Annotated in this window: 28 protein-coding genes and 1 tRNA gene; 11 read left to right on the forward strand and 18 right to left on the reverse strand. The window is 62.0% G+C overall.

Features of this window, described 5'->3' with window-relative positions; genetic code table 11:
* Nucleotides 1–3: 3 nt before the first annotated feature.
* Nucleotides 4–1,128, reverse strand: coding sequence for a resuscitation-promoting factor (locus H7C86_RS00975; RefSeq protein ID WP_182260945.1), 1,125 nt, complete (start codon nucleotides 1,126–1,128; stop codon nucleotides 4–6).
* 236 nt (nucleotides 1,129–1,364) lie between these two features.
* On the opposite strand from H7C86_RS00975, the gene H7C86_RS00980 reads away from it, so the two are divergent.
* Both H7C86_RS00980 and H7C86_RS00985 read left to right on the forward strand, forming a co-directional pair.
* Entirely contained in the window at nucleotides 1,365–2,813 is a 1,449-nt protein-coding gene (locus tag H7C86_RS00980) for an amino acid ABC transporter substrate-binding protein/permease (protein ID WP_020908609.1), read from the forward strand.
* The gene (locus H7C86_RS00985; RefSeq protein WP_019744702.1) at nucleotides 2,810–3,577 is read left to right on the forward strand and encodes an amino acid ABC transporter ATP-binding protein; all 768 of its coding nucleotides are present in this window, start codon (nucleotides 2,810–2,812) and stop codon (nucleotides 3,575–3,577) included. The genes H7C86_RS00980 and H7C86_RS00985 overlap by 4 nt, the downstream gene beginning before the upstream one ends.
* Before the next feature lie 37 nt (nucleotides 3,578–3,614).
* Here H7C86_RS00985 and H7C86_RS00990 read toward each other — a convergent pair whose 3' ends face one another.
* Together H7C86_RS00990 and H7C86_RS00995 are read right to left on the reverse strand one after the other, a co-directional pair.
* Entirely contained in the window at nucleotides 3,615–4,040 is a 426-nt protein-coding gene (locus H7C86_RS00990; protein WP_021345137.1) for a DUF6578 domain-containing protein, read from the reverse strand.
* Between the two features lie 190 nt (nucleotides 4,041–4,230).
* Entirely contained in the window at nucleotides 4,231–5,058 is an 828-nt protein-coding gene (locus tag H7C86_RS00995) for a TatD family hydrolase (protein WP_182260946.1), read from the reverse strand.
* 21 nt (nucleotides 5,059–5,079) lie between these two features.
* On the opposite strand from H7C86_RS00995, the gene metG reads away from it, so the two are divergent.
* Complete coding sequence (gene metG, locus H7C86_RS01000) at nucleotides 5,080–6,678, forward strand: methionine--tRNA ligase (RefSeq protein WP_182260947.1); 1,599 nt, start codon at nucleotides 5,080–5,082, stop codon at nucleotides 6,676–6,678.
* 81 nt (nucleotides 6,679–6,759) lie between these two features.
* Nucleotides 6,760–8,007 carry a DUF2786 domain-containing protein gene (locus tag H7C86_RS01005; RefSeq protein WP_257237269.1) on the forward strand — a complete coding sequence of 416 codons (1,248 nt, stop codon included), beginning with the start codon at nucleotides 6,760–6,762 and terminating at the stop codon, nucleotides 8,005–8,007.
* Here the strand turns inward: H7C86_RS01005 and rsmI are convergent.
* Complete coding sequence (rsmI, locus tag H7C86_RS01010) at nucleotides 8,004–8,834, reverse strand: 16S rRNA (cytidine(1402)-2'-O)-methyltransferase (RefSeq protein ID WP_019744707.1); 831 nt, start codon at nucleotides 8,832–8,834, stop codon at nucleotides 8,004–8,006. The genes H7C86_RS01005 and rsmI overlap by 4 nt on opposite strands.
* 23 nt (nucleotides 8,835–8,857) lie before the next feature.
* Between rsmI and H7C86_RS01015 the strand changes: the two genes are divergently transcribed.
* Complete coding sequence (locus H7C86_RS01015) at nucleotides 8,858–10,417, forward strand: dolichyl-phosphate-mannose--protein mannosyltransferase (protein ID WP_024487795.1); 1,560 nt, start codon at nucleotides 8,858–8,860, stop codon at nucleotides 10,415–10,417.
* Between the two features lie 54 nt (nucleotides 10,418–10,471).
* Here the strand turns inward: H7C86_RS01015 and H7C86_RS01020 are convergent, their stop codons facing one another.
* The 4 genes from H7C86_RS01020 to H7C86_RS01035 all read right to left on the reverse strand — a co-directional run bounded on the left by H7C86_RS01020 (nucleotide 10,472) and on the right by H7C86_RS01035 (nucleotide 13,739).
* Nucleotides 10,472–12,106, reverse strand: coding sequence for a BCCT family transporter (locus tag H7C86_RS01020; protein WP_182260948.1), 1,635 nt, complete (start codon nucleotides 12,104–12,106; stop codon nucleotides 10,472–10,474).
* Between the two features lie 84 nt (nucleotides 12,107–12,190).
* Nucleotides 12,191–12,622, reverse strand: coding sequence for a DoxX family protein (locus H7C86_RS01025; protein WP_020908616.1), 432 nt, complete (start codon nucleotides 12,620–12,622; stop codon nucleotides 12,191–12,193).
* Between the two features lie 48 nt (nucleotides 12,623–12,670).
* Complete coding sequence (locus H7C86_RS01030) at nucleotides 12,671–13,030, reverse strand: GntR family transcriptional regulator (RefSeq protein ID WP_020908617.1); 360 nt, start codon at nucleotides 13,028–13,030, stop codon at nucleotides 12,671–12,673.
* A gap of 25 nt (nucleotides 13,031–13,055) precedes the next feature.
* Entirely contained in the window at nucleotides 13,056–13,739 is a 684-nt protein-coding gene (locus tag H7C86_RS01035; RefSeq protein ID WP_031330896.1) for an SDR family oxidoreductase, read from the reverse strand.
* A gap of 94 nt (nucleotides 13,740–13,833) precedes the next feature.
* Here H7C86_RS01035 and arsC point away from each other — a divergent pair, with 94 nt between their 5' ends.
* On the forward strand, nucleotides 13,834–14,187 hold the full coding sequence (gene arsC / locus H7C86_RS01040; RefSeq protein WP_020970331.1) for an arsenate reductase (glutaredoxin): 354 nt from the start codon (nucleotides 13,834–13,836) through the stop codon (nucleotides 14,185–14,187).
* Between the two features lie 10 nt (nucleotides 14,188–14,197).
* Here arsC and arcA read toward each other — a convergent pair whose 3' ends face one another.
* Complete coding sequence (gene arcA, locus H7C86_RS01045; RefSeq protein WP_019744713.1) at nucleotides 14,198–15,415, reverse strand: arginine deiminase; 1,218 nt, start codon at nucleotides 15,413–15,415, stop codon at nucleotides 14,198–14,200.
* Nucleotides 15,416–15,514: 99 nt separating this feature from the next.
* Here arcA and H7C86_RS01050 point away from each other — a divergent pair, with 99 nt between their 5' ends.
* The gene (locus tag H7C86_RS01050; RefSeq protein ID WP_182260949.1) at nucleotides 15,515–16,003 is read left to right on the forward strand and encodes an FABP family protein; all 489 of its coding nucleotides are present in this window, start codon (nucleotides 15,515–15,517) and stop codon (nucleotides 16,001–16,003) included.
* A gap of 5 nt (nucleotides 16,004–16,008) precedes the next feature.
* Entirely contained in the window at nucleotides 16,009–16,488 is a 480-nt protein-coding gene (soxR, locus tag H7C86_RS01055) for a redox-sensitive transcriptional activator SoxR (protein ID WP_182260950.1), read from the forward strand.
* Here soxR and H7C86_RS01060 read toward each other — a convergent pair.
* The 3 genes from H7C86_RS01060 to H7C86_RS01070 all read right to left on the reverse strand — a co-directional run bounded on the left by H7C86_RS01060 (nucleotide 16,474) and on the right by H7C86_RS01070 (nucleotide 18,136).
* Nucleotides 16,474–16,956, reverse strand: coding sequence for a DUF2505 domain-containing protein (locus H7C86_RS01060; protein WP_182260951.1), 483 nt, complete (start codon nucleotides 16,954–16,956; stop codon nucleotides 16,474–16,476). The genes soxR and H7C86_RS01060 overlap by 15 nt on opposite strands.
* A 48-nt stretch (nucleotides 16,957–17,004) precedes the next feature.
* A complete protein-coding gene (locus tag H7C86_RS01065) occupies nucleotides 17,005–17,850 on the reverse strand; it encodes an SDR family oxidoreductase (RefSeq protein ID WP_182260952.1) in 846 nt (281 codons plus the stop codon).
* A gap of 142 nt (nucleotides 17,851–17,992) precedes the next feature.
* Nucleotides 17,993–18,136: a hypothetical protein gene (locus H7C86_RS01070; RefSeq protein WP_162267916.1), complete on the reverse strand. Its 144-nt coding sequence runs from the start codon at nucleotides 18,134–18,136 to the stop codon at nucleotides 17,993–17,995.
* Between the two features lie 492 nt (nucleotides 18,137–18,628).
* On the opposite strand from H7C86_RS01070, the gene H7C86_RS01075 reads away from it, so the two are divergent.
* Nucleotides 18,629–19,045, forward strand: a complete 417-nt coding sequence (locus H7C86_RS01075) for a helix-turn-helix domain-containing protein (protein ID WP_003946231.1) — start codon at nucleotides 18,629–18,631, stop codon at nucleotides 19,043–19,045.
* 42 nt (nucleotides 19,046–19,087) lie between these two features.
* Here H7C86_RS01075 and H7C86_RS01080 read toward each other — a convergent pair whose 3' ends face one another.
* Both H7C86_RS01080 and H7C86_RS01085 read right to left on the reverse strand, forming a co-directional pair.
* Nucleotides 19,088–20,089, reverse strand: coding sequence for a hypothetical protein (locus H7C86_RS01080; RefSeq protein ID WP_182260953.1), 1,002 nt, complete (start codon nucleotides 20,087–20,089; stop codon nucleotides 19,088–19,090).
* On the reverse strand, nucleotides 20,086–20,586 hold the full coding sequence (locus H7C86_RS01085) for an ImmA/IrrE family metallo-endopeptidase (protein ID WP_003946241.1): 501 nt from the start codon (nucleotides 20,584–20,586) through the stop codon (nucleotides 20,086–20,088). The genes H7C86_RS01080 and H7C86_RS01085 overlap by 4 nt, the downstream gene beginning before the upstream one ends.
* 178 nt (nucleotides 20,587–20,764) lie before the next feature.
* On the opposite strand from H7C86_RS01085, the gene H7C86_RS01090 reads away from it, so the two are divergent.
* Together H7C86_RS01090 and H7C86_RS01095 are read left to right on the forward strand one after the other, a co-directional pair.
* Nucleotides 20,765–21,412, forward strand: coding sequence for a hypothetical protein (locus H7C86_RS01090; protein ID WP_182260954.1), 648 nt, complete (start codon nucleotides 20,765–20,767; stop codon nucleotides 21,410–21,412).
* Nucleotides 21,412–21,642: a hypothetical protein gene (locus tag H7C86_RS01095; RefSeq protein WP_182260955.1), complete on the forward strand. Its 231-nt coding sequence runs from the start codon at nucleotides 21,412–21,414 to the stop codon at nucleotides 21,640–21,642. The genes H7C86_RS01090 and H7C86_RS01095 overlap by 1 nt, the downstream gene beginning before the upstream one ends.
* 292 nt (nucleotides 21,643–21,934) lie before the next feature.
* Here the strand turns inward: H7C86_RS01095 and H7C86_RS01100 are convergent.
* The 4 genes from H7C86_RS01100 to glp all read right to left on the reverse strand — a co-directional run bounded on the left by H7C86_RS01100 (nucleotide 21,935) and on the right by glp (nucleotide 25,031).
* Nucleotides 21,935–22,010: transfer RNA gene (locus H7C86_RS01100), tRNA-Ala, on the reverse strand.
* Between the two features lie 102 nt (nucleotides 22,011–22,112).
* The gene (glpR, locus tag H7C86_RS01105; protein ID WP_182260956.1) at nucleotides 22,113–22,847 is read right to left on the reverse strand and encodes a gephyrin-like molybdotransferase receptor GlpR; all 735 of its coding nucleotides are present in this window, start codon (nucleotides 22,845–22,847) and stop codon (nucleotides 22,113–22,115) included.
* Nucleotides 22,848–23,114: 267 nt separating this feature from the next.
* Nucleotides 23,115–23,750, reverse strand: coding sequence for a GNAT family N-acetyltransferase (locus tag H7C86_RS01110; protein ID WP_182260957.1), 636 nt, complete (start codon nucleotides 23,748–23,750; stop codon nucleotides 23,115–23,117).
* Between the two features lie 21 nt (nucleotides 23,751–23,771).
* On the reverse strand, nucleotides 23,772–25,031 hold the full coding sequence (gene glp / locus H7C86_RS01115) for a gephyrin-like molybdotransferase Glp (protein WP_003946353.1): 1,260 nt from the start codon (nucleotides 25,029–25,031) through the stop codon (nucleotides 23,772–23,774).
* Nucleotides 25,032–25,075 lie beyond the last annotated feature (44 nt).

The following is a 25,075-nucleotide window of genomic DNA, read 5'->3' on the forward strand; positions in this document are numbered from 1 at the left end:
GCGTCAGCGCAGGCCCAATTTGCTGGTGCAGGACGGCCACGCACCCCAGCCCTGACCGGCGCGGACCTTCTCGCCGATAGCGATCTGCTGTTCACGTGATGCGAGGTCGGCGCGAGCTGCGTACTGCCCGCCGCCGAATGCTTCCCAGGTGCTCTGGGTGAACTGAAGCCCTCCGTAGAAACCGTTGCCGGTGTTGATGGCCCAGTTTCCGGTCGCTTCGCACTGAGCAATGGAGTCCCACGTCGACGCGTTGGACACAGCGGGCGCGGACGTCTGCTTGGTTCCGACCTTCACCACTGCTGCGACCGGTTCCTTGATCACGGTCGCGGACAGTTCGGTTCGTCTGGCCTCGACGCCGTTGACGGTCTTGACCTCGACGGTGGCCGTGCGCTCGCCGGCAACACCCGGGTTTTCGACGACGGTCTTGTCCTTCTCGAGCTCGGGATCTTCGACCTTGTTCTCGGGCGGCGCGATCGGCTGCGTCTCGACGCGAGTGTCCGTGCGGTCGCGGGTGACCTGAATTGTCAGGCCGTTGGTAACGGGTGTGTCAGCGGTGGGAACCACCGAGTCGGCCTGCTCGAGCGGCGCATTCTTGGCCGCGAGAAGATCACCGACGGTCACGGCGGCGAGCTTGATCTCGGCCGCCGGAGCACCACCGTCGCTGACGCTGACGGTCTTCGGGCTGACGACGTCGAGCTCGGTGCGTTCGAGGGGCAGACGATGCGAGCGCGAAGCCGAGACTGCGAAGTCGTCGGAAACATCTACCTGCTTCAGTGCCTCGTCGACCGTCAATGCCGTGGTCCAGATGGTCGTCGGCTGACCGTCCACGGTCAGCGCCAACTCACGGGCACGTCGCAGTACGACGGTATCGCCGTCGGACAGTGAGGAATCGGCGCTGGGAGCGAGCGCGTCCTTGGGATCGACCGGGTATCCGGCGTCCTCGAGAGCGGTACCGACGCTGCTCGACATCGTGGACAGCGAAATCATGTCACCGTCGACGTCGAGGGTGATCGTCTTGTGCCGAACCACGGCGAGCGCACCTCCGACAATGAGCGTCAGAAGCAACGCACCCACCACTGAATAGAGAAGTGGTGACTTCGTGGAGTTGATCTTGGCAAAAGGCGACACAGGAAATCCCAAGGCAGACGACGTTCGATCACAATACGGTAACGACCGAGCGTTGTATCGGCAACCAAATCACAACGAAATGCGACTTTTGTCACGGAACGGCAACGGCGTGTCGTGTGTTCTGCACTTTCCGGCTCCGATACCCGTGTATCGATTCAGCTCTGGGCGCAGTATGTTCTCGTCTGGTTCAAAGCAGTCCGGCGATCCCGGGCGCGACAGAAGAAAGCTGGGCGATAGTGCGAAGAAGATTCGACAGACCACGTAATGCCAGGTGGCCGATCCTGGCCATCCTGCTGGCGCTGATCGCAGCGCTGTTCGCCCCCGGAATCGCGAGCGCGCAACCCGGTCGCACCTACACGATCGCCACCGATCTGACATTCGCCCCGTTCGAATTCGAGAACGAAGACGGCAAACTCGTCGGCATCGACATCGATCTCCTCAACGCGATCGCCGAGGACCAAGGTTTCAAGGTCGACATCAAGCAGCTCGGCTTCGACGCTGCGCTTCAGGCCGTGCAAGCCGGGCAGGCGGACGGCGTCATCGCCGGCATGTCCATCACCGACGCCCGCAAGCAGGTTTTCGACTTCTCCGACCCGTACTTCGAGTCGGGCGTGCAGATGGCGGTCCTCGAGACCGACAACGACGTGAAGTCGTACGAGGATCTGAAGGGCAAGCGCGTCGCGGTCAAGAACGGCACCGAGGGCGCCAGCTTCGCCGAGTCCATCAAGGACCAATACGGCTTCACCACAGTCTATTTCGCCGACTCCGCCAGCATGTACGACGAGGTCCGCACCGGAAACTCCGTCGCAGTCTTCGACGACTACCCCGTCCTCGCCTACGGCATCACACAGGGCAACGGCCTCAAGACGGTCACCGAAAAAGAGGTGGGCGCGAGCTACGGCTTCGCAGTCAACAAGGGCCAGAACGCCGAACTGCTCCAGATGTTCAACGCTGGACTGCAGAACCTGCGCGACGACGGCCAGTACGACGAAATCGTCTCGACCTACCTCGGTCAGGGCGCGTCGACGTCGGACAACTCCATCATCGGCTTGATCAAGAGCACCTATCCCCAGCTCCTCAAGGGCCTGTGGTTGACGATCGTTCTCTCGGTCGTCTCGATCGCGATCGCTCTGGTCCTGGGTGCGATCTTCGGTCTCTGCCGCGTGTCCACCAACATGTTCGTCCGAGGTATAGGCACGACCTACGTCGACATCTTCCGCGGCACACCGCTGTTGGTGCAGGCGTTCTTCATCTACTTCGGCATCCCGGCAGCCCTGCATTTCCAGATGTCCGCCTTCACCGCAGGCATCATCACGCTCTCGCTCAACGCCGGCGCGTACATGGCTGAAATCGTCCGCGGCGGCATCTTGTCCGTCGACAAGGGACAGATGGAGGCGTCACGAAGCCTGGGCATCAGCTACATGAAGTCGATGCGAAAAGTCATCATGCCGCAGGCAATTCGCACGATGATCCCGTCGTACATCAACCAGTTCGTCATCACCCTCAAGGACACGTCGATCCTGTCGGTCATCGGACTCGCCGAGCTCACTCAGACGGGGCGCATCATCATCGCGCGCAACTTCCAGTCGTTCAACATGTGGCTGATCATCGGCGTCATGTACTTCATCATCATCATGGCGCTCACCAAGCTGTCGAACCGCCTCGAGAAGAGGATCAACAAGTGACCGAAACAGCCGTCAACATGGGCAAGTCCGACACCGAGGTCAAGATTTCGGTCAAGGGACTGAAGAAGTCGTTCGGCGACAACGAGGTCCTCAAAGGCCTCGACGTCGACATCAAGAGCGGTGAAGTGGTCTGCGTCATCGGGCCTTCCGGTTCGGGTAAGTCCACCTTCCTGCGCTGCCTCAACCGCCTCGAAGACATCACCGCCGGCTCCGTGCGCGTCGACCAGTTCGACCTCACGAACAAGGACGTCGACATCGACAAGGTGCGCCAGCACATCGGGATGGTGTTCCAGCACTTCAACCTGTTCCCACACATGAGCGTCGTCGAAAACGTGATGCTCGCCCCGGTGCAGACCGGGCGATCGACCAAGGATCAGGCTCGCGAGATCGCCGTCAAACTGCTGGGCCAGGTCGGTCTCGCGGAGAAGGCAGATGCCAAGCCCGCCAGCCTGTCCGGTGGGCAGAAGCAACGTGTGGCCATCGCCCGCGCACTGGCGATGAGCCCGGACATCATGCTCTTCGACGAGGCCACCAGCGCTCTCGACCCGGAGATGGTGGGAGAGGTTCTGCAGGTGCTTCGTGACCTCGCCAAGCAGGGCATGACCATGGTCGTCGTAACCCACGAAATGGGCTTCGCCCGTGAGGTTTCCGATCGAGTCATCTTCATGGCCGACGGATACATCGTCGAAGAAGGCAAGCCGGAGAATCTGTTCGGCAACCCCCAGCAGCAGCGCACCCAGGACTTCCTGGCGAAGGTCCTGTAGGGGCAAGCCCCCCTGTGCGCCTTTTTGGTAGTGGGGACTACCGGAAAGGCGCACGGGTGGTGGCCAATTCGACAACCAGCCCGGTCTCGATCCGATTCTGCGGCTCGAAGTCGAAGTCGCCGAACCTTCGGAACCACCGAGGACTGGCCTCGACCCTTCGATAGGTCTCGCTACCTTCGACGGGCAACCACATGCGTGGACTTCCGACTTCCTCGTACGTCGTCGTGACCACGAGAATCCCGAGCACCACACCCGTGGTCACGACTCCCGACGCCGGCATCCCGCCGTGAACCCAACCGTCGAACGCGTCGTTCTGCGATCGCGGTGTCAATGTCCACGAGCATGGTTCACCGACTACAGGAAACGGTCCGCAGCACTCGACTTCGACCGCGTCGACATGAACGCTGACGATCTGGACCGAAGAGTCGACCGGCGTCGGCTCAGTGAAGCTGTGCGCCTTCATTCCCTCCCGGGATTCGAGAAATTCGCCGCGCTCGAGCCGGATCGAGAGGACTGTTCGGCTGTGTGTTCGACGTCGTCGGGATACACGTCGGAGGGATAGATGGAGTCATTCATCTGAAATACTCCGCGCAGTAGACGGACCGGGACACGACGATCCCGGGCGCGGAGTTACCTGTCGAACCAGAATAGCGTCAGATCTTGTAGACGCGCTCCGCTGTCGCCGTGGACGCCGCTGCCAGGGCCTGCGGATCCTCGCCGCGGATGTCTGCGAGCGCACGCACTGTGTACGGCAGGCAGTACGACTCGTTGGGCGCACCGCGGAACGGGTGCGGCGTCAAGAACGGCGCATCCGTCTCGACGATCAGCTGATCCGACGGCACCAACAGCGCGGCCTCACGCAGCGCCTTCGCATTCTTGAAACTCACGGTTCCCGAAAAACTCAACACGTACCCGGCGGCGATGCACTCCCGCGCCATCTCCGAATCCGAGGAGAAGCAGTGGAACACCACTGTCTCCGGCGCGCCTTCCTCGTTCAGCACCCGCAGCAAGTCCTGGTCGGCTTCGCGGTTGTGAATCATCAGCGTCTTACCGAGACGCTTCGCCAGATCGATGTGCCACCGGAAACCGTCGACCTGCTCCTCGATCGTGGCGCACCCTTCGAGCTTGCCTGGCCAGTAGAGATCCAGCCCGGTCTCCCCCACCGCGACGACCCGCGGATTGGACGCCAACCGTTCGATCTCGACCCTGGTGTCGGCATCCAGGACGTTCGCCCTGGTCGGATGGATTGCGACGGCTGCGTAAACCCTCGAATCCCAGTTCGCAGCGTCGACGGCAAAGCGTGCAGCATCGAGGTCGTCGGCCACCGTGACGACCCGTCCGACGCCGACGGCCTCGGCTCGATCGACTATTTCGGCCACGGTCGCAGCGTCGTGTGCGCCACACGCGTCGAGGTGCGTATGGGCGTCGATCAGAGGCGACAAGGGCTCAGGGGCATCGGGGGCGGGACGGTCTTTGCTCACGCCCGATAGAGTAAGCCCACCATGACTCTGCCTGCCTCACCCTCCCAGACCCCGCGCCCGGACTCCGCCGCCCCGGAAGGCGCGGAACGATCGCCGTTCTACATCACGACAGCGATCGCGTATCCCAACGGCGCTCCGCACATCGGCCACGCGTACGAGTACATCTCCTCGGACGCGCTCGCCCGCTTCAAGCGTTTGGACGGTCATGAAGTGTTCTTCATGACCGGTACCGACGAGCACGGTCTGAAGATGCAGCAGACAGCGATCAAAGAGGGCATCGACGTACGCGAACTCGCGGCTCGAAACTCCGACGTGTTCCAGAACCTCGACAAGGTCCTGAACATCTCGTACGACCGGTTCATCCGCACCACGGACGCTGATCACCAGGTCGCCAGCAAGGCGATCTGGGAGAAGATGGCCGCATCGGGCGACATCTACCTCGACACGTACTCGGGTTGGTACTCGGTTCGGGACGAGGCCTTCTACACCGAAGCCGAGACCACGCTTCTGGAGGACGGCACCCGTCAGTCCACCGAGACCGGCACCCCGGTGGAGTGGACCGAGGAGTCGAACTACACCTTCCGTCTCTCGGCGTACGGGGAGCGTCTCCTCGCGCTGTATGAAGAGCACCCCGAATTCATCGCCCCCACGACTCGCCGCAACGAGATCGTCAGCTTCGTCAAGGGCGGCCTCAAGGACATCTCGATCTCGCGCACCACGTTCGACTGGGGCGTCAAGGTGCCGGGCGACCCGGACCACGTCATGTACGTCTGGGTAGACGCCCTCACCAACTACCTGACGGGCGTCGGATACCCGAACGTCGACTCGGAGGAGTTCAAGAAGTTCTGGCCCGCGAGCCTGCACATCATCGGCAAGGACATCACGCGGTTCCACACCGTGTACTGGCCGGCATTCCTCATGTCTGCCGGCATCGAACTGCCGGAGCGGGTGTTCGTCCACGGCTTCTTGTACAACAAGGGCGAGAAGATGTCGAAGTCCGTCGGCAACGTCGTCGACCCAATCGCGATGGTCGATCAGTACGGCCTCGACGCCGTCCGCTTCTTCCTGCTCCGCGAGATCTCGTACGGTCAGGACGGCAGCTACAGTCACGAAGCGATCGTGACGCGCATGAACGCTGATCTCTCGAACGAACTCGGCAATCTCGCGCAGCGTTCGCTGACGATGGTCGCGAAGAACTGCGACGCCCAGGTACCCACCCCCGGCGAGTTCACCGAGGACGACCTGGCGATGCTGGCATCGGCGGATGCCCTGCTTGCCAAGTGCCGCAGCGAGTTCGACGTGCAGGCTCTACACCTCGCGCTGGAAGCCATCTGGGGCGTGCTCGGCGAGACCAACCGGTACTTCTCCAAGCAGGAACCGTGGGTTCTGCGTAAGACCGATCCGGCACGCATGGCGACGGTTCTGTACGTGACGCTCGAAGTGGTCCGTATCGTCGGGCTTCTCGTTCAGCCGGTGATGCCCGACGCGGCGTCACGCATCCTCGATCTGCTCGGCCAGAGCGAAGAGAACCGGCAGTTCGCCGACATCGCGGTTCGCATCGACGCCAACCGGAAACTGCCTGCTCCGGCGCCAGTTTTCCCCCGCTTCGTCGAGGAATGAGCTAAGCGAGAGTGCCGCACGTGGGGTCCGAGATATCCGGTTACAGGCGGATGTGTCGGACCCCACGTGCACACTCCAGCCATGACGACGAATAGAACATACATTCGAACCAGCGCTTCGGCGCAGACACTGCCATGGAACGGAGCGCGGGTGTCCACTCAGGAGGTCAGCCCTCAATCCGTTTCCGCGGTGCGAGATCTCGTTTCCGAACTGTCCGCGGCGTACGACCGCGGATGGCAGCCGGCGGATCTGATTCATCTGGCGCGTCGAAGCAAAGAAGCGTCCGACGCCGATCTCGCCGCCACCACCATCCTGTTCGATGCGAAAGCGTCGCGCGCCTCCGATCGCGCACCGCTCGAATGGGTGGGGCAGTTGCAGACGATCGGCGAACAGTATCCGAAGTCTCGACGCATCGCTTCTCGAATCACCGTGGACGACGACGTTTTTCGCTCCCTCGCCGCCGGCCTTCTGTTCCAGGATCCATACTTCCTTGTTTCGCAGATCGTCGACGTTGCGCGATCCTGGATGCGCCTACCCCAGTGGACGGTATTGCTCGCGCCACCATCCACCTGGCCGTCGCAACGGACCGACACCAGCTATGCCGGCGTCGGCGATACCGAGGTCGACGCCAAGGTACTCAAGCGAATTCGTGGATTACTCGCCAAAGCGGAAGCCACCAACTTCGCGGAAGAAGCCGAGATTTTCACCGCGAAGGCTCAGGAGTTGATGACCCGGTACGCCATCGATTCCGCGCTGCTCCACTCTCGCGCCGGGGTCACCGACACATCCGTGAATGCCCGACGCATTCACATCGAGAACCCGTACGTGAAGGAAAAGGTTCACCTCCTGACCGAGATCGGCGAATCGAATCGAGTCAGGACTGTCTGGTTCAGCGACATTGCACTCGCGACCGTCGTCGGCACTCCGGTCGACCTTCAGCAAGTCGACATGCTGTTCACTTCCTTGCTCGTACAGGCAACCCGTGCAATGCAATTCGCCGACTCGAGCAATCGTGGCGGCTCACGCACCACCTCGTTCCGCAAGGGATTCCTGGCCGGGTTCGCCAGCCGCATCGGACACCGCCTGCGAGACGCCGGCACCAAAGCCACCGCCGAAGCGGCCGACGCGGCATCGATGGACGTCGCGGATCTTCTGCCGATCCTGGCCACCACTTCCGAGGCCGTCGACGCCGAATTCGATCGATTGTTCCCGACAACCCGCAAAACTCGCGGACGGTCCGTCGACGCCGAAGGCTGGCACGCCGGCCAGGCCGCAGCCGACGACGCCAACCTGCGTCCCGGCGCACCCGCCGTGAACCGCTCCCGCTAGTCCTTTCGAGCGGCCAGGACCGTCTCGTACAACTCACGCTTGGAGACTCCGGCCGTTGCGACCAGAGCACACGCGTCCTTCAATCGTGCTCCCCCCTCGACCAGCCTTTCCACCTCGTCGACCAGATCGGCAGGATCAGATGCCACCAGTACTGCGCCTTCGAGCACCACCGTGATCTCTCCGCGAACGCCCTCGGCCGCCCAAGTAGCTAACTCTCCGAGAGTGCCGCGCTTCACTTCCTCGTAGGTCTTGGTCAATTCCCGGCACACGGCGGCGCGGCGATCGGGCCCGAGAACTTCCACCGCATCTGCGAGGCAGTCGGCAAGGCGATGGGGTGCTTCGAAGAACACACACGCTCGCTGCTCGGTTGCCAGGGCCGAAAGCCAGGTCTTGCGCTGCCCCTGCTTTCGCGGCGGGAATCCGTCGAAGCAGAACCGCTCCACCGGCAAACCCGAGAGTGCCAGCGCCGTCGTGACCGCCGACGGGCCCGGGAGACACGTGACGGCGAGGTTCTCGGCTACGCAGGCGGCAACGAGGCGATATCCGGGGTCACTGACCGACGGCATGCCTGCATCGGTGACCAGCAGGACGGTCTTGCCTTCGGCCACGTCGGCGACCAACGCGGGCAGCCGCGAAATCTCGACCTGGTCGTAGAAACTGACGATCTTCCCGGTGATGGTGACGTCGAGCGCGGACGCCAGAGACTTGGTGCGTCGTGTGTCCTCCGCAGCGACGACGTCGGCGGTTGCGAGAGCAGACCGAAGACGCGGGGACGCGTCACCGACATCTCCCATGGGTGTTGCGGCGAGTACCAAACGACCAGTCATACCTGACAGCCTACGATTGCCAGGTGACTGTGCAGACGGACGAGCGGCCAACGCCCGCCACGAGCGATCGGGTAGTGCGTAGTCCCGGCCCGCTGGTACCGGATCCTGATTTCGGCCCGACCGACAGATTGCGCGGCTGGATCGTCACCGCTTTCATCACCGCCATCGCGGCGATCACCCGCTTCACGATGCTCGCCTACCCGACCGACGCCGGCACACCTGTATTCGACGAGAAGCACTACGTTCCGCAGGGCTGGCAAGTTCTGACCGGCGGTGGCATCGAGGACAATCCCGGTTACGGATTGGTGGTGCACCCGCCGATCGGTAAGCAGATGATCGCGATCGGCGAAGCACTCTTCGGTTACAACGGTTGGGGATGGCGATTCTCGTCAGCCCTGGTCGGGACGCTGATGGTCCTGCTGATCATCCGGATCGTCCGCCGCATGACGCGGTCCACGCTGATCGGGGCGATTGCCGGAATCCTGCTCATCGTGGACGGCGTCACCTTCGTCTCCTCACGCCTGGGGATGCTTGACATCTTCCTGGCCTTCTTCGTCCTCGCCGCCCTCGGATGTCTGGTGGTCGATCGCGATCAAGTCCGCGAACGAATGGCGAAGGTGTACGAGGAAGGTCGAATCGGCGATTCCGCCTGGGGTCCACGGCTGGGTTTCCGGTGGTGGAGGTTCGGCGCCGGCATCCTGCTCGGTCTGGCATGCGGAACCAAGTGGTCCGGCATGTACTTCATTCTGTTCTTCGGATTGCTCAGTGTTGCCTTCGACCTGTCAGCGCGCCGCGCATACCGCGTGCAGCGCCCCTGGGTCGGCACCGCAGTTCGCGACATCGGTCCGGCTCTGTATGCGCTGGTGGTCATTCCGCTCGGTGTGTACCTCGCGAGCTACTGGGCCTGGTTCACCAGCGAGACCGGCGTGGACCGTCACGCCGTCGGTAACGAGATCGGTGAGGGCGGCACGTGGAGCTTCATTCCCTCCGCACTGCGTTCACTCTGGTACTACAGCGGAAATGTTCTCCAGTTCCATGCCGGTCTGACCAACTCCGCCGGAAACCACCACCCGTGGGAGTCGAAACCGTGGACGTGGCCGATGGGGCTACGACCGATGCTCTACTACTACGCCGACGGCGAGCAGGTCACCGGTTGCGGGGCCGCCAGCTGCGTCAAGGCCGTGATGCTGATCGGCACACCGGCGATGTGGTGGCTGGCACTACCGATGTTGGCGTGGGCGATCTGGCAGACGTTCGTGCGCAGGGACTGGCGATACGCCGTGGTCCTGACGGGCTACGGCGCCGCTTACCTTCCGTGGTTCGCGACGCTCGACCGCCAGATGTACTACTTCTACGCAGTTGCACTCGCCCCGTTCATGGTCATGGGATTTGCGCTGGTCCTCGGCGATGTTCTGGGCAAGGCGAGCGCGTCCGTCGAGCGTCGTACCACCGGACTTCTTGCGGTCAGTCTGTACATCGGTCTGGTCGTGGCCAACTTCGTCTACCTCTGGCCGATACTCACCGCCATGCCGATCACGCCGGAATCGTGGCAAAACCATCTGTGGCTGCCTAGCTGGAAATAGTGGGACAGACGAAGGAGGCACCGAACCTGGTTCGGTGCCTCCTTCGCTTCACGATTACTCTGTCGGCTTACCGACGCGACGTCCCCGCCTCGGTCGTAGGAGAGCACGTTTCTGCTCCTTCGCCGCAATGATGATCGGGTCGTGCGAAAGATCCTTGTACAGCGAGAAGCACAGTCCGATCATGACCAGCACGAACGGCGCCGCAGCGATGATCGTCATGGTCTGCAAGCCGTCGAGCGCTTCGGAACCACCGGTCCACAGCAGAAGCGCCGCGACGCCACCGGTCAACATGCCCCAGAAGACCACGACCCATCGACTCGGTTCGAGCGTTCCGCGCTGCGAGAGCGTCCCCATCACCATCGACGCAGCGTCGGCGCCGGAAACGAAGAACACTGCGACGAGCAGCATGACGAGGACAGTCGTCACTCCGGCCAACGGCAGATTGTCGAGCATGCCGAACAGTTGAGCCTCTTCCGAGCCTCGGCCGGACAAGCCGATTCCGTCACGTTCCTCGCCGATGCCTGCGCCGCCGAAGATCGCGAACCAGAGCAAGCTGACAGTCGTGGGAACGGCGATGACGCCGACGATGAACTGGCGGATCGTGCGGCCGCGGCTGATGCGTGCCAGGAACATGCCGACGAACGGCGTCCAAGACACCCACCATGCCCAGTAGAAGATCGTCCACGACGAAAGCCACGCGCCCGTTTCAGGATTCGACGACGCACCCGTGCGGGCGGACATCTGGGCGAGGTCGGAAACGTATGCGCCAATGGTCGTCGGGAGCAGATTGAGAATCAGCACGGTCGGCCCGAGAACGAACACGAACAGGGCCAAGATCAGCGCGAGCACCATGTTGATGTTGGAGAGCCACTGAATTCCCTTGGCCACACCGGAAACTGCCGAAGCGACGAATGCCAGGGTCAGCACCGCAACGATGGCCACGAGCAGGAAAACGCCGGCTTCTTCCATCCAGCCGACTACCTCGAAACCGGAGCCGATCTGAAGTGCGCCGAGCCCCAAAGATGCTGCGGTACCAAAAAGTGTGGCAAAGATCGCCAGGATGTCGATGACCTTGCCGATCGGCCCTTCGGCCTTGCGACCGAGCAACGGAATGAAGGCCGAACTGAACAGTTGCTTGCGTCCTCGGCGATACGACCCGTATGCAATGGCAAGGCCCACAACGGCATACATCGCCCAAGGATGAAGACCCCAGTGAAACATGGTGGTGGCCATGGCAGTTCCGACGCCACCGTCGGTGCCGGGAGGCGGAGTCACGTAGTACGCAAGCGGTTCCGCGACACCGAAGAACATCAGGCCGATCCCCATGCCGGCGCTGAACATCATCGCGATCCAGCTGACGGTTCGGAACTCGGGCTTCTCACCGTCCTTGCCCAGCGGAATGTCGCCGAATCGACTGACCGCGAGGTAGATGGAAAACAGCACGAAAGCCGAAGCTGCGAGTACGAAGAGCCAGCCGATGTTCGTCACCAACCAGCCGAGAACACTTCCGGTTACCGAATCGAGGTTGTCGGGAGCTACGAGGCCCCACACGACAATAGCCAGCACCGCGGCAGCCGCCACGGAAAACACCACGTAGTCGGTCCGAACGCCTACTCGAGTAAAGCCCGTCTCCGGGCGCTCTTCGTTGGCCCCGGAATCTTGTTCGGATCGATCAGATTTCGTCACCATAGATGACTACGTTCGTCACTTTATGGGCCAAAAGCAAGCCGGAAGGCGGGCTCAACGTCCGTTGAACCCGCCTTCTCACCCCGATCAAGCTGGGGTTTTAACCCAACCGTTGCCCTTGCCGATCAATCCGTCGATGCTGATGCGTCCTGCGCCGATCACAGCGATCAAGAGCGATCCGACACCGAGTGCGACGACGAGTTCGTAGCCACCGTTGTCGATGAAGACACCCTTGTCCGCGTGCACGATGAAGAACGCGCCGACCATGTCGAGGAACAGCAGCGCGCCGACGAGCGGGGTCAACAGACCCGCGATGAGCAGGATTCCGCCGCCGAGTTCGATGGATGCAGCCACAACCGCAGAAATCTTGGGGAGCGGGGCGCCCATCCCTTCAAACGCGGCCTGCGTTCCGGCGATCTTGTAGGTGAAGAACTTCTGCCAGCCGTGGGCGATGAAGATGATCCCGAGGCCGACACGGGCGATGAGGAGTCCGAGGTCACGAGCAATCGACGAATTCATGAGCCAAGACTGACAGCTTTAAGTTGAAGCGTCAACTTAAACATTGTGTCATGCACCTCTCAATGCCGACTCCACCATGGCGACGATCTCACTGTCGGAGTACCCGAGCGAGCGGACCCTATGCGCAAACGCGGTCGCCGCCTGCTCGGCCTGCGCCTGCACCGGATCGGCCCCCGAAGCGATGAATGTCCCTTGCTTTCCCCTCGTTTCGATGACGCCCTGATCGCTGAGCGCGCGATAAGCCTTCGCGACGGTGTTGGCCGCCAATCCCAGCTCCGAGGCCAACGCTCGCACCGTCGGGATCTTGGTTCCCGCGATCAATCCGCCACCGTGAACCTGCTCGATAATCTGTTGCCGCAGTTGGTCGTACGGAGCTGTGGAGGAATCGTGTTCGATTGCGATCTTCATCGTCACCCTCGTCGTATCTTCTCGGTCACAGGCCCTCGATCGCCTCGCGGATCGTATGCGGGCCGGAGGTCAGAACCAATGTCTTGCCGACGCTGGACGGCGCATCGATGAGCGCTTCGACGACCGCGGCGACATCGGCTCGAGGCACAGAGCCTCGATCGACGGGCGGCTGCGCAAGCAATACTTCACCGGTCGGGTCGTCGTCCGTCAGAAGGCCTGGCCGAAGAATCGTCCAATCCAGCGAAGACCTTGTCTTCAGGTCTTCCTCCGCTGCCGTCTTCGCCCGCAGGTAGGCGGCAAAAACCTCGTCGGTGTTCTCCGGTATTTCGTCACCAGCACCCATGGCGCTGATCTGAATGAACCGACGTACTCCCGCTTTCTCGGCGGCATCGGCCAACAGCACCGCCGCAGCTCGGTCGACGGAGTCCTTGCGCTCGATCGAGCTACCAGGTCCGGCACCCGCGGCGAAGACCGCGACGTCGGCACCGTCGAGTACCTTCGCAACTTCCTCGACCGAGGAGGATTCCAGATCGATCACCACGGGGAACGCGCCGAGTGTGCGGACCGCACCCTCGTGCGCGGAGTTGCGGATCAGCGCTACCGGCCGATCACCATGTCCTGCCAGCAGGTACGTCAGGTGCTGCGCGATCTTGCCGTGCCCACCGGCAATGACCACGCGTCGTTCGTCCACACTTCGATGTTCCGTCATCGTTTTCTCCTCACACGTCGGTACTTCAGGTGCAGCACTCCGGAGCGGCCCGTTGTTCCCCTGTTTGTCCCACGAGTTCGGACGCAGAGGCAGAATGACGAACATGGCATCTGCAACCATCTTCCACAATCAACGGTGCAACACCTCGCGGACCGTTCTCGGGCTCATCCGGGAAGCCGGCATCGAACCCACCATCGTCAAGTACCTCGATACTCCGCCTACCCGATCCGAGCTGGAAAAACTCATCGCCGACGCCGGCCTCGAGCCCAGTCAAGCGGTTCGCAAGCGCGAAACGCAGTACAAGGACCTCGGACTCGCCGACGCTTCCGAATCCGAGATCCTCGACGCGATGATCGAGCACCCAATTCTGATCGAACGCCCATTCGTCGTCACTGACAAGGGCACGGTGCTCGCGCGTCCGGCAGCCAAGGTGGAAGAGATTCTCTGACGTCTACCGCTCACAGCGGATCGCGGGCGATCGGGCAGGACATGCAGCGAGGTCCACCGCGACCGGAGCCCAGTTCGGAACCCGCGATTCGCAAAACCTCGATACCCGAGGCCTCCAGCCTGGCATTCGTTTCGACGTTGCGCTCGTAAGCGACGACGACGCCCGGTTCGACGGCCAACGTGTTGTTGCCGTCGTCCCACTGCTCACGCTCGGCGGTCACCGTGTCGAGTCCGGTGTCGATCACTCGAAGTTTTCCGATTCCCATGGCGTCGGCTGCCGCTTCGAGGAACGGCGTCGCACCGCGAATACTCACCCCGTCGTCTTCCTTGCGAAGGGTGAACGCTGCCAATGTGTCCTGAATGGCCGGATACATGACGACCGCGTCGGCCTCGACCATGGTGCAGACCGTGTCGAGATGCATAGACGCTCGGCGTTGCTCGATCGGAACAACCAACACCGTGTGGGCGAGACCGTCGTCGAACACGCTACGCGCCAATGCTTCTGCGCCGGCGGGTGATGTACGTTCACCGACACCGATCGCGATCACCCCCGGCGCGAGAAGCAGCACGTCACCTCCCTCGACAGGAGCCGTGTGCGACTCGTACGCGCGGCGCACGCCTTTGAATCGAGGGTGATGCGCGTAGACGAGATCCGTGATCGAGGATTCGCGAGCTCGCGCTGACAACGCCAAGGACGTGATGATGACCCGTGGCCCGACCCAGAACGACGAATCGCGGGTGAAGAGCAAGTTGGGCAGCGGGTCGATCACGAAGTCACCGCCGTGATGCATCCTGCGCACCAACGAGGTCGAGCCGGCGTCGATCGGCAGCTCGTCGAACGTCATTCCGGCAGTAAGGATCGACGACAGCTCCTTCGGCTCTACCTTTCGCAGGTACGCAGCCAGGTGTTGCCCGAGCGCGTGGCCGATCTTGCGTGCGTCGACGGCGGCCGCGATTCCCTGGATCCTCGCTGCGCCACTGACCTCGAGCGCCTCGGTGAGGAGATCGGACAAAAGCAGTACCTCGACGCCGCGCTCACGAAGGACTGTCGCAAACTGATCGTGTTCTTCCTGCGCGCGGTCCACCCACGGCAACGCGTCGAACAGCAGCTCGTCGTTGTTGCGCGGAGTCAATCGTTTCAACTCGTCGCCCGGACGATGAAGAATGACCGATCGCAATCGGCCCACCTCGGAATCGACACCGAGGGGGACGGAGCCAGAAGCGTTCATGAGTGAACACTAATCCCGTAGGCCCCACCCAGCAGGGATGAGCAGCGGCCATATCTTCCCGCGTAACGTCTGATCCGACGCAGGCGAGAGGACCACGCAATGAGTAGCACGGATCAGGCGGCGCTGAGCGGCGCCGGAATCGACAGGTTCACCGGGCGCTGGGTCGGCGCTGGAGCCGGACATTTCCCCACCATCGACGACTTCGAGTACTCCGAGGAGATCGAGTTCGCTCCGACACCGAAACCGTTTGTCACCTACTCGTCGCGCACTCGAGGGCTCCGCGACGGCCGACCACTTCACATGGAATCGGGATACCTGCGCCCGACACCTGGTGGTGAGCTCGAACTGCTGGTCAGCCAGCCCACCGGATTTGTCGAGATCCATCGCGGCACCGTCGACTCCGAAGGCACTCTCGCCTTGACCCGTCTCACGCTCGCAGCATCGCCCGACGCAAAACCGGTTCACGACGTCCGGCGAGTCATGCGCGTCCAAGGCGACACCCTGACCTACGACTTGTGGATGGCGCACGGCGACACCCCGCTGACGCATCATCTCCACGCCACCCTCCACCGGGCGACGGACCGGTAGTCGCCATGGAGATGCCGTCGTGGAAAGCCAAGGAACTTACGCCCGGCCAGCTCTCCGAGCGCAGCGGAGTCGCCGTCTCGGCCCTGCATTTCTACGAACGAGAAGGCCTCATCGTCAGTCGCCGGACCAGCGGCAACCAGCGTCGATACCAACGAGACACGCTTCGACGTGTCGCCTTCATCCGAATCTCGCAACGCGTCGGCATTCCACTGTCGGAAATCCGGGAAGCCCTCGGCACACTTCCTGAAGGCCGTACCCCGAACCGCGCAGATTGGGAGCGGTTGTCGACCGGATGGCGGCGCCACCTCGATCTCCGCATCGAGCAACTGGAACGACTACGCGACAATGTCACCGGTTGCATAGGTTGCGGGTGTCTCTCGCTGGAGGGATGCGCCCTCGCAAACCCTCACGATCAACTCGCTGCCGCCGGCCCAGGTGCACGCGTTCTGGAGGTGGATTTCGGCGCCGACTCAGGCGAGAAATGACTCGACAGCGTCCCGATCGCGCCCCAGCAAGTCCTCGACGGTCTTCTTCAGCAACTTCTCGATCTGGCCGCCGATGATCGGCATCTTCACTTCGGCCGTTCCGTCGACGACCAGTCGCGTGCAGGACTCGGCGGCGGTGAGGTCGAGCGTCGTCTCGATTCGTATCGGCAGTCCGTGCGCGATTCCGGTGACCGACCCTGCGGCCTTCCCGTCAGACAGAGGCCCCCAGTGGTCGACCCGTGTCAGACCGAGTCGACTCGGCGCAACCTTGGCGACCAGGTTAGGGAGGGAGGCGGAGTCGATTTCCTCGGACACGGATACTTCGATCGATCCGTCTCCAACTTCGATGTCCGAGGTGGCATAAAGGTCTCCGAGTCGGACTTTCCAATAACTCGGGTCAGTCAAAGTTCGATGCACGTCGTCGATCGGATAGTTGAATTCGATATCGAAGTGAAAACTCTTCGGCATGACTTTGGTCCCTATTCGACTAGATAAAAGTCCCGTCGGAGTTAATGCTCATCGCTTGAGCAATTTACTGAACTGGTCGTTCGCTTTTTGCATCACGAACTCGTAAGGCGGGGCGAATTTGCGGGCCCACCAGTATCCGAATCGAATGTCATTGGACGTATACACGAGGTACGTGTTCTTCTCGATTCCCCGCAGAATGCACGACGCCACCTTCTCCGGGGAGACCGCGCGCTTCTCGAACCGATGCGTGAGCTTTTTGATCCGCGGGTCATCCCGGTCGATACCCGCGATCTCCACGGTTCCCACCAAAGGCGTCTTCACCCCACCAGGCACAACCAGACTGACGCCGATTCCGTGCCGCTTCAGATCGAATCGCAGCACCTCGGAGACCCCGCGAAGGCCGAACTTGCTCGCACTGTAAGCGGCATGCCACGGCAGCGCCAAGAGCCCAGCGGCCGAAGACACATTGACCAGGTGCCCACCCTTGCCGGCGCGAATCATGGGCGGAACGAACGTCTCCATGACATGGATCGGTCCCATCAGGTTGACGTCAACCATCGACTTCCAGTGCCGATGCTCGAGGTTCTCGATAGTTCCCCACGCTGAAATGCCGGCGATATTCATGACGACATCCATCGGAGAGAATTGAGTGTGAATCTCGGTACCGAATTTCACGACCTCGTCGTAATCCGAGATATCGAGTGCCTTGGCCAAACTGACCGTGCCCCCTCCGGCACCAACCATTGCGGCAGTCTCTTGCAATCCACGGTCGTTGATATCAGTGAGAAACAATTCGGCTCCGGCCTCGGATGCCCGCAGTGCAGTTGCGCGTCCTATCCCACTACCAGCGCCGGTGATCAGGCATTTCTTACCCTCGAGCGACCTTACTGACATGGATCGACACTCCCCCGCACTCGTACTGTGGACATGCGGGAAAGTCTACGCACGCGTTGTGCGGCCGCCCCGAAACACGCAATGCGGCCGTGAGCATGCCAGAACCCACGACCTCGGTGGCAGTCGCCGAACCCACCGACAGCTACAGACGCTGAGCCATCTGCTCTTGATAGCCCCTGACCGTACGGTCGAGTTCTTCCGCCGCTACATCGTCCCCACGCTTGCGTGCGTCGTGGGCTCGATCCTGGATTTCACGGATCGCGCGGCGCAGTTCGTCATCGCTCATCGTGTGTTTCATATCACAATTCTGCACCTACGCAGGGGGTTTAGCTAGCGCAGATTGCATTCCGGCAAACCGTTCAAGGTTCAACCCCGAAGTGATTCGAGCAACATCGCGAACAGTCGCCATAATTGCAACCGCATCACTCCACACCGTCACTGAACTGCGGTTTTCCTTTCGGAACACATATGAAAAACCAGGCTAACGCTTAGCTAATATCGCCAAAACGGGTAAAAGGTTTGATACTGGGCACATTAACCAAGTAATGGAAGGTTCGAATAGCGCGACCGTAGCTGCACAATCTTCGTGCGGCCGATACTCAATGTGCGCTGAGACATAGCTGAGCACTCAATGGCCGAACGAATCGAATCTCGGACACATTTGACAACTGGTCCACTAAACAGACTACGGTGAGCTACCGATCGGTTATCCGCGTGATACCGTAGGATTCACTGAACGGACAATTGCTAGCTAGAGAGGATTACGGGGCGGTTCACAATGGCTGACTTTGCAGAACGATTGAACAAACTGTTCGACAGTGTTCATCCTCCGGGGCGCAAACCCCACACCAACGCCGAGGTTGCGGCAGCGCTCATCGAAGACGGCCATCAGATCTCCAAGCCGTACATCTCGCAGCTCCGCTCGGGACAGCGCACCAACCCCTCGGACGAGACAGTCGCTGCGTTCGCCCGGTTCTTCAAGGTGAAGCCCGACTACTTCTTCAACGACATCTACGCTGCCAAGATCGATCACGACCTCGAACTGCTCTCGCAGCTCCAAGGTTACGGCCTTCGCCGCCTCTCGAGCCGCGCATTCGACCTGTCGGAAGAATCGCAGAATCTGCTCACCACGATGGCTGAAAAGCTGCGTGCGAGTGAGGGTTTGCCAGAGGTTCCGCCCGACGCGTCACGCTGATGCAAATGTGCTGAAGCACTGAATTGACATGGAGTAGGTCGACTACGAACGTCGACCTACTTTTGTCGTTTCATCGAGTTCCTTCGCCAACAACAACACCCATCGGCGCGCCGACATCTTCTCCGGTGGCGCAATCCATCTGGTGTCCAACACATCCGAGGCCAATGGATCCGCGATCCACCCCGCAAGTATTCCTGCATGGGCGGTAACTGCCCGGGGTGGTTCCTGACCACCGACGTCGAACATCCCGGCGCCGGACTGTATGTACATCGCATCCATGATCTGGGCGATCATGTCCGATGCCCGGAGTACTGACGTACTTCCGGCACTGTCCGCGTCGACAACCTCGGGGAATCGCTTCACCAGAAGCGCATGCATCCGCCGTAGGCGATACAAGTCTCGTCGTGCGCGCAACCACGTCTCGAGAAGCACCCACGTGATGCCCAGCGCTATCAGAACACTCGAGACAGCGATGAACCACACCCCTGCGCCCGTCCAGATATCCGATTCGAGTGCGCTGGTGCCACCGATCGATTCGACCAGCATCACGACGACCACGACAAGCAAGACCGACGAACCTGTCACGATCAATGCGATTCCGCGCCCCAACGGCGCCCAGGCAACGTGCCGTAGCCCCGTCGAAATGACAAGGGACAGAGCGACGATGATAAAGATCAGAGCCGGCGCTGGGTATCCGAAGAAAACCGCGATCGCCACCAGCAGCCCCACCGAGTACAGCACCGTGGCGAGACCGCGCATGGCTGGACGCGACATCACCGGCCAGGCAGACACGGCGCCGACTGCGCTGGCCGCGGACAACGCGGTCCACAAGACGATGACGATCATCGCTGCGGCATGTTGCTCCGGCGCAATTCGATCGACGATGTCCCACACCGCAGGCACCATGACCGTCGACGACAATGCGACCGAGAAGCCTGCGAAGACCATCGACATTCGCAACGGCGTCGCGGTGCGCGCGACAACTCGACCCAGTCTCGCGCCGGCTGCAACCCAGACGAGAAGGGCCACAGCCCAAAAGATCATCCGATCGCCTCGTCGTACCGCAACACCGACAGCGGTGTCCCACGGCCACTCATCGTTCGCAGACGCATGATCAACATCGACGCGAACGTCTCGGCTTCCCACTCCGCGATGTCATCCATCGGCACGGGTTCGTTGCGCCGCAGAGAACGTTGACTCAACATGTAGGCGATCAAATCGTCACTGACCTCGAGCGTCGCCTCGGCGATCTCGGCACCTTCGTGGCGAAACACTATGTGCCCCAACTCATGTGCCAGAGTCCGCTCGACATTGGGTAGCCCGGGAGCCAAAACGATGACGTCGTGGTCGTCGTAGGCCCGGCGCTGACCGCACACTCCGGTGGCGAGCGGGGTTTCCAGATCGATCTCGATCGGGCGCCCGCGCTCTCGGGCGACTGTCTGCACCACCGTAAGCAGTGACACAGCCTCCGACGACGCTGCTGCGTCACATACGGCATCCACCGCGGCCAGAACGCGGCGATGTGAACGTCTGTCCGGCACGACTCACGCACCTCCCTGTGATCCGGGTGCCAGGAATTCGGCACGTGCGGCAGCCAAACGTGCCTTCTGCAACGATGCTCCGCGGAAAGTCATTGCTCCCGCACCGGCCGCTACGACTGCCATTCCGCCCACACCGCCGGCGACGGCGGCAGCGTTGAGAATCGGTGGAAGGCCTTGAGTGAACGCCGTCGGGAATGCCTGCGGGTTCTCACTGGGACTCGCGACGTTCGGAGCGTTCGACGGTACCTGGGGAGCTACGGGTGCCGGTGCGGCCAGAACCTCGGGCGCGGACGGTGCTGCGACTGCGCCCGGCGCAGCGTTCGCCGGTCCACCGGCAGAGGGTGCAGGTGCTCCGCCGCCCGCTGACGGCCCCTGCGGATCAGACGGTCCAGCCGGCGGAACCGCGGCCTCCGAGGATGGCTCGGAACTCGACTGCGACTCGGAAGGGGACTGCGTCTCGGAGGGTGCTTCGCTAGATGAACTCTCAGTCTGCGAAGTTGCGTTGGTCGCAGGGGAAGCGCTGCTGCTCGGACGTTGCGACGCCGAAGGGTTGGTCGAGGCCTCAGTTGTCGTGGGCTCAGTCGTCGTCGTGGGCTCAGTCGTCGTGGGCTCAGTCGTCGTGGTCGGCTCAGTCGTCGTGGTCGGCTCAGTCGTCGTGGGCTCAGTCGTCGTGGTCGGCTCAGTCGTCGTGGGCTCAGTCGTCGTGGTCGGCTCAGTCGTCGTGGGCTCAGTCGTCGTCGTGGGCTCAGTCGTCGTCGTGGGCTCAGTCGTCGTGGTCGGCTCAGTCGTGGTCGGCGTCGGAATTACCGTTGTACCGCAGTTGTGATGGTGGCAATGCCAGCCGTAGTTGCCGTTGCCGTTGCCGTTGTTACCGCCACCGTTGCCGTTGTTGCCGTTGTTATTGCCGCCGTTGTTGCCGTAATTGCCGTTTCCGTTGCCGTTGTTTCCACCGCCACTGTTGCCGCCAGGTTGGGCGGCGACGATGGCAGGGAAGACCGATACGGCAAGGACGCCGATACCCATCAGGCACATCACAGCAACAAGCATCATCGCTAGCCGTCGTGGCTGGCTCATCGACATTCCTCCCCGACACATACGTCCGACCTGCGGAAAACTGCGGCAGACTCATCGTGCCTATCGCACCGGACACACCCTCGTTACATTTCCGGCAAACATGTATCCGCCCAAGGATCATCCCTCACTTGGAAGCTCAACGGTCCGGATCAGCGGTCGCAATCGTATGAAACGGCGCACACTCGAGCTAAATATTCACAATTCGGGCAGGCTCTGAAAATGCAGGAAAGGGCCGTTCAACTTTCGTTGAAAGACCCTTTTTGCTGGTACTTCTTGGTGGAGCTGAGGGGAATCGAACCCCTGACCTCTTCGATGCGAACGAAGCGCGCTACCAACTGCGCCACAGCCCCGTGCCACCGCCTCAGCGGTGCTCGGCAACTCTAACAGGAACGAATACTCCCGTTGGAATCACCCGACACGAACTTTCGACCTGACAAGATCGGCCCAGAAGGTCACTGACCGGATGCGCGACGCATCTCGGTGTGCCTGATCTCTTCTTCGTAGTGATCCAGGTGATCGAACGCCGGATCTTCGTCGTCGACCTCGAGGACAACCGCTCCTGGTCGGCGCAGTCGCGCCGGAATCAGGCGCAACTCTTCGTCGGTGTGCGATTCGACTCCGAGTCGCGATCGGTTGAGGCGTTCGGTACGACGGCGGCGAATCTCCTGCTCGATACGAACCTGCCGACGTAGGTACGCCATGTACCCACCGAGGCCGCACACGGTCAGCACAAACAACCACCACACCATCGGCGAGATGATCAATGCGAGAGCACCCGAGAGAATCGCGACGAATGCCAGGCCCAACAATGTCCGCTGACGGAATGCGTACCGCGCCTCCCGGGCGATGGCATCCGCTTCGGGGTCGAACCCGCCTCGGCCGCGCCGAACGGGAACAAATTCTCCGACCGGTGCACGACCGCCGGCGTAGTCGTCTTCTGCGTGAGTGTCCATCTGGTCCTCCGCGTCGTAGCTGCTGCGCACTGGTTCTGGTTGCCAGTTCGGATCGCTTCGATGTCCTGCTGCCGGCCCGCGCTGAACAGGGTTGCTGTCGCCGCGGTGGAGTACTCGAGTCGCGAGCGCCGCGTCACTCGTCTGCCGGATCCTGGGGCGCTTGTTGACAAGCATCGGCACCAGGACGAACAGCCACACGGCCACCAGCCCGATCCACACGAATGAGCTAGGCATGCCGCGGCCTCCTCCCGATCACCTACCAGCACCTATGCCAGCCGTTGACGAGTCAAGGTTAACGGCCGACGCCCTCGCATCGTTGCCGACGCGCCGAACCCCACCATACTCATGTGTCACACGCGTACCGAACTGAACTTCCGGTTCAGTCCCAAAAGTCTCAAGTTCTGGTTGAATCAAAAACCACATTTTTCCGGTCGAAAGTAGGACTACTCAGCGGTAACTGCCGTTTAGCTCGCGTTTCTCACGCTCGTGGCGCCGTATTGGTCACACCCACGAAGCGCGTCCGGACCGCACCAATCTGTCGACGACGGTGGTGGGTACTTCCTCGATGGTCATTCCGACCAGAAGATGATCACGCCATTGGCCGTCGACATCGAGATAGCGCTTGAGAAGACCTTCCTCCCGGAACCCAACATTTCGTAGGACTGCTCGACTCGACGCGTTCTCCGGCCGAACGGTCGCCTCCACTCGATGCAGACCGACCTTCGAGAATGCGTGATCGAGTGTGAGCGCCACGGCCGCTGTGGCTACGCCCCCACCGGTGACGTGCGAGGCGACCCAATAGCCCACCCAGGCGGACCGCAGAGCGCCGCGCACGACATTTCCGATCGTGACCTGCCCGCAGTACTTCCCGTCGAGTTCGATCACCAAGGGAAGGATCCGGCCCTTGCGCGCCTCGGAGCGAAGATTCCCGCACAGGGACGGCCAGACAGTGATGTGGTGGCGAACATCCCAGGGCGACTCTCCGGTGGGCTCCCACGGCTCCAGGTGCTCGCGATCGCGAATGCGGAGGCGACTCCACACAGCAGCGTCACGGAGCTTCACGGGGCGGACGGTCACCACTCCCGCGGGCACTCGCAGTGGGCCGAGATCTTCCGGCCATCCTGGATGGACTGACATCACACCCCACTCGGGTCGGCGTTACCCACGTTGGGCGAGAAAAGCTACGTCGACTTCTTCACCGATGTGCACTTCGGTGACGTCTCGATCGACAAGAACCAAGCAATTGGCTTCCGCCAAGGTCGCGAGGAGATGTGAGGACGCACCGGGCGCACCCCCGAGTGCCTGCACCAGGTACTCCCCCGTCGCTTCGTCACGCATCAGCTGACCACGCAGGAAACCCTTGCGATCGGCAATCGACGTGATCGTTCCCACCGTGCGCGCCTTCACTACTCGCCGCATCGGTTGGCGGCGTCCGAGCGCGATTCTGATCAGCGGGCGAACCATGACTTCGAATACCACCAGTGCGCTTACCGGGTTGGACGGTAGGAGAAAGGTCGGAACCTCGTCTCGTCCCAGCTTGCCGAAGCCCTGCACTGATCCCGGATGCATGGCAACGCGCTCCACCTCGAGTGTCCCAAGGTCGGCAAGCGCCTCACGAACCTCGTCGGACGCTCCGCCGCCCACGGCACCGGCGATGACAACGATTTCCGAGCGAATCAGCTGTCCCTCGACTACTTCGCGAAGACGGCGCGAGTCGTTGCCTGCGATTCCCACACGGTTGACGTCGGCGCCGGCATCGCGCGCTGCGGCGGCGAGGGCATACGAATTGACGTCGTAGACCTGACCAGGCCCCGGCGTGCGATCCACGTCGACAAGTTCTCCACCGACGCTGATGACGGAGAGACGCGGACGCGGATGGACGAGCACTTTGTCGCGACCGACCGCGGCAAGCAAACCGACCTGCGCGGCTCCGATGATGGTGCCTGCCCGAACGGCCACGTCGCCCGGCTGGACGTCGTCGCCTGCACGGCGAACGTAATCGCCCGAACGCACCGGCTCGAAGATCCGAACGCGAGCGCGACCACCGTCGGTGTTCTCGAGCGGAAGAACTGCGTCGGCCAGCGTGGGCAACGGCGCGCCCGTGTCGACTCGCACGGCCTGACGCGGTTGCAACCGGATCGGTTGGCGTGAGCCCGCCGTCACCTCGCCGACCACCGGCAAGCTGAGGTCCGTAGGCTCGCCGTCCTCGCCGCGGAGGTCGGCTCCAGCGCCGGCGACATCGACACTGCGAACCGCGTAACCGTCGATGGCAGCTTGATCGAATCCCGGCAATGGGCGTTCGGTCACCACTTCCTCGGCACACAGCAGTCCCTGCGCCTCCGAGATGGCGACCCGAACCGGACGGGGTGCCACTGCAGCAGCGGTAACCCTGGTCTGCTGCTCCTCAACCGACCGCATCTGGTCCGCGTCCTCCTGTGTCTGGAAATTCGGTGATATCCGTC

The sequence above is a fragment of the Rhodococcus sp. UFZ-B548 genome (assembly GCF_903819475.1).
Taxonomy (GTDB): domain Bacteria; phylum Actinomycetota; class Actinomycetes; order Mycobacteriales; family Mycobacteriaceae; genus Rhodococcus_F; species Rhodococcus_F erythropolis.

Bases quoted from the DNA above. Each gene is read 5' to 3' on its own strand.
- H7C86_RS00990 (WP_021345137.1), bottom strand. From the start codon at position 4,040: ATGAAGGCGCACAGCTTCACTGAGCCGACGCCGGTCGACTCTTCGGTC.
- metG (WP_182260947.1), top strand. From the start codon at position 5,080: ATGACTCTGCCTGCCTCACCCTCCCAGACCCCGCGCCCGGACTCCGCC.
- H7C86_RS01005 (WP_257237269.1), top strand. From the start codon at position 6,760: ATGACGACGAATAGAACATACATTCGAACCAGCGCTTCGGCGCAGACA.
- rsmI (WP_019744707.1), bottom strand. From the start codon at position 8,834: ATGACTGGTCGTTTGGTACTCGCCGCAACACCCATGGGAGATGTCGGT.
- H7C86_RS01020 (WP_182260948.1), bottom strand. From the start codon at position 12,106: ATGGTGACGAAATCTGATCGATCCGAACAAGATTCCGGGGCCAACGAA.
- H7C86_RS01025 (WP_020908616.1), bottom strand. From the start codon at position 12,622: ATGAATTCGTCGATTGCTCGTGACCTCGGACTCCTCATCGCCCGTGTC.
- H7C86_RS01030 (WP_020908617.1), bottom strand. From the start codon at position 13,030: ATGAAGATCGCAATCGAACACGATTCCTCCACAGCTCCGTACGACCAA.
- H7C86_RS01035 (WP_031330896.1), bottom strand. From the start codon at position 13,739: ATGACGGAACATCGAAGTGTGGACGAACGACGCGTGGTCATTGCCGGT.
- arsC (WP_020970331.1), top strand. From the start codon at position 13,834: ATGACGAACATGGCATCTGCAACCATCTTCCACAATCAACGGTGCAAC.
- arcA (WP_019744713.1), bottom strand. From the start codon at position 15,415: ATGAACGCTTCTGGCTCCGTCCCCCTCGGTGTCGATTCCGAGGTGGGC.
- H7C86_RS01050 (WP_182260949.1), top strand. From the start codon at position 15,515: ATGAGTAGCACGGATCAGGCGGCGCTGAGCGGCGCCGGAATCGACAGG.
- soxR (WP_182260950.1), top strand. From the start codon at position 16,009: ATGGAGATGCCGTCGTGGAAAGCCAAGGAACTTACGCCCGGCCAGCTC.
- H7C86_RS01060 (WP_182260951.1), bottom strand. From the start codon at position 16,956: ATGCCGAAGAGTTTTCACTTCGATATCGAATTCAACTATCCGATCGAC.
- H7C86_RS01065 (WP_182260952.1), bottom strand. From the start codon at position 17,850: ATGTCAGTAAGGTCGCTCGAGGGTAAGAAATGCCTGATCACCGGCGCT.
- H7C86_RS01070 (WP_162267916.1), bottom strand. From the start codon at position 18,136: ATGAGCGATGACGAACTGCGCCGCGCGATCCGTGAAATCCAGGATCGA.
- H7C86_RS01075 (WP_003946231.1), top strand. From the start codon at position 18,629: ATGGCTGACTTTGCAGAACGATTGAACAAACTGTTCGACAGTGTTCAT.
- H7C86_RS01080 (WP_182260953.1), bottom strand. From the start codon at position 20,089: ATGATCTTTTGGGCTGTGGCCCTTCTCGTCTGGGTTGCAGCCGGCGCG.
- H7C86_RS01095 (WP_182260955.1), top strand. From the start codon at position 21,412: ATGGTGGCAATGCCAGCCGTAGTTGCCGTTGCCGTTGCCGTTGTTACC.
- glpR (WP_182260956.1), bottom strand. From the start codon at position 22,847: ATGCCTAGCTCATTCGTGTGGATCGGGCTGGTGGCCGTGTGGCTGTTC.
- H7C86_RS01110 (WP_182260957.1), bottom strand. From the start codon at position 23,750: ATGTCAGTCCATCCAGGATGGCCGGAAGATCTCGGCCCACTGCGAGTG.
- glp (WP_003946353.1), bottom strand. From the start codon at position 25,031: ATGCGGTCGGTTGAGGAGCAGCAGACCAGGGTTACCGCTGCTGCAGTG.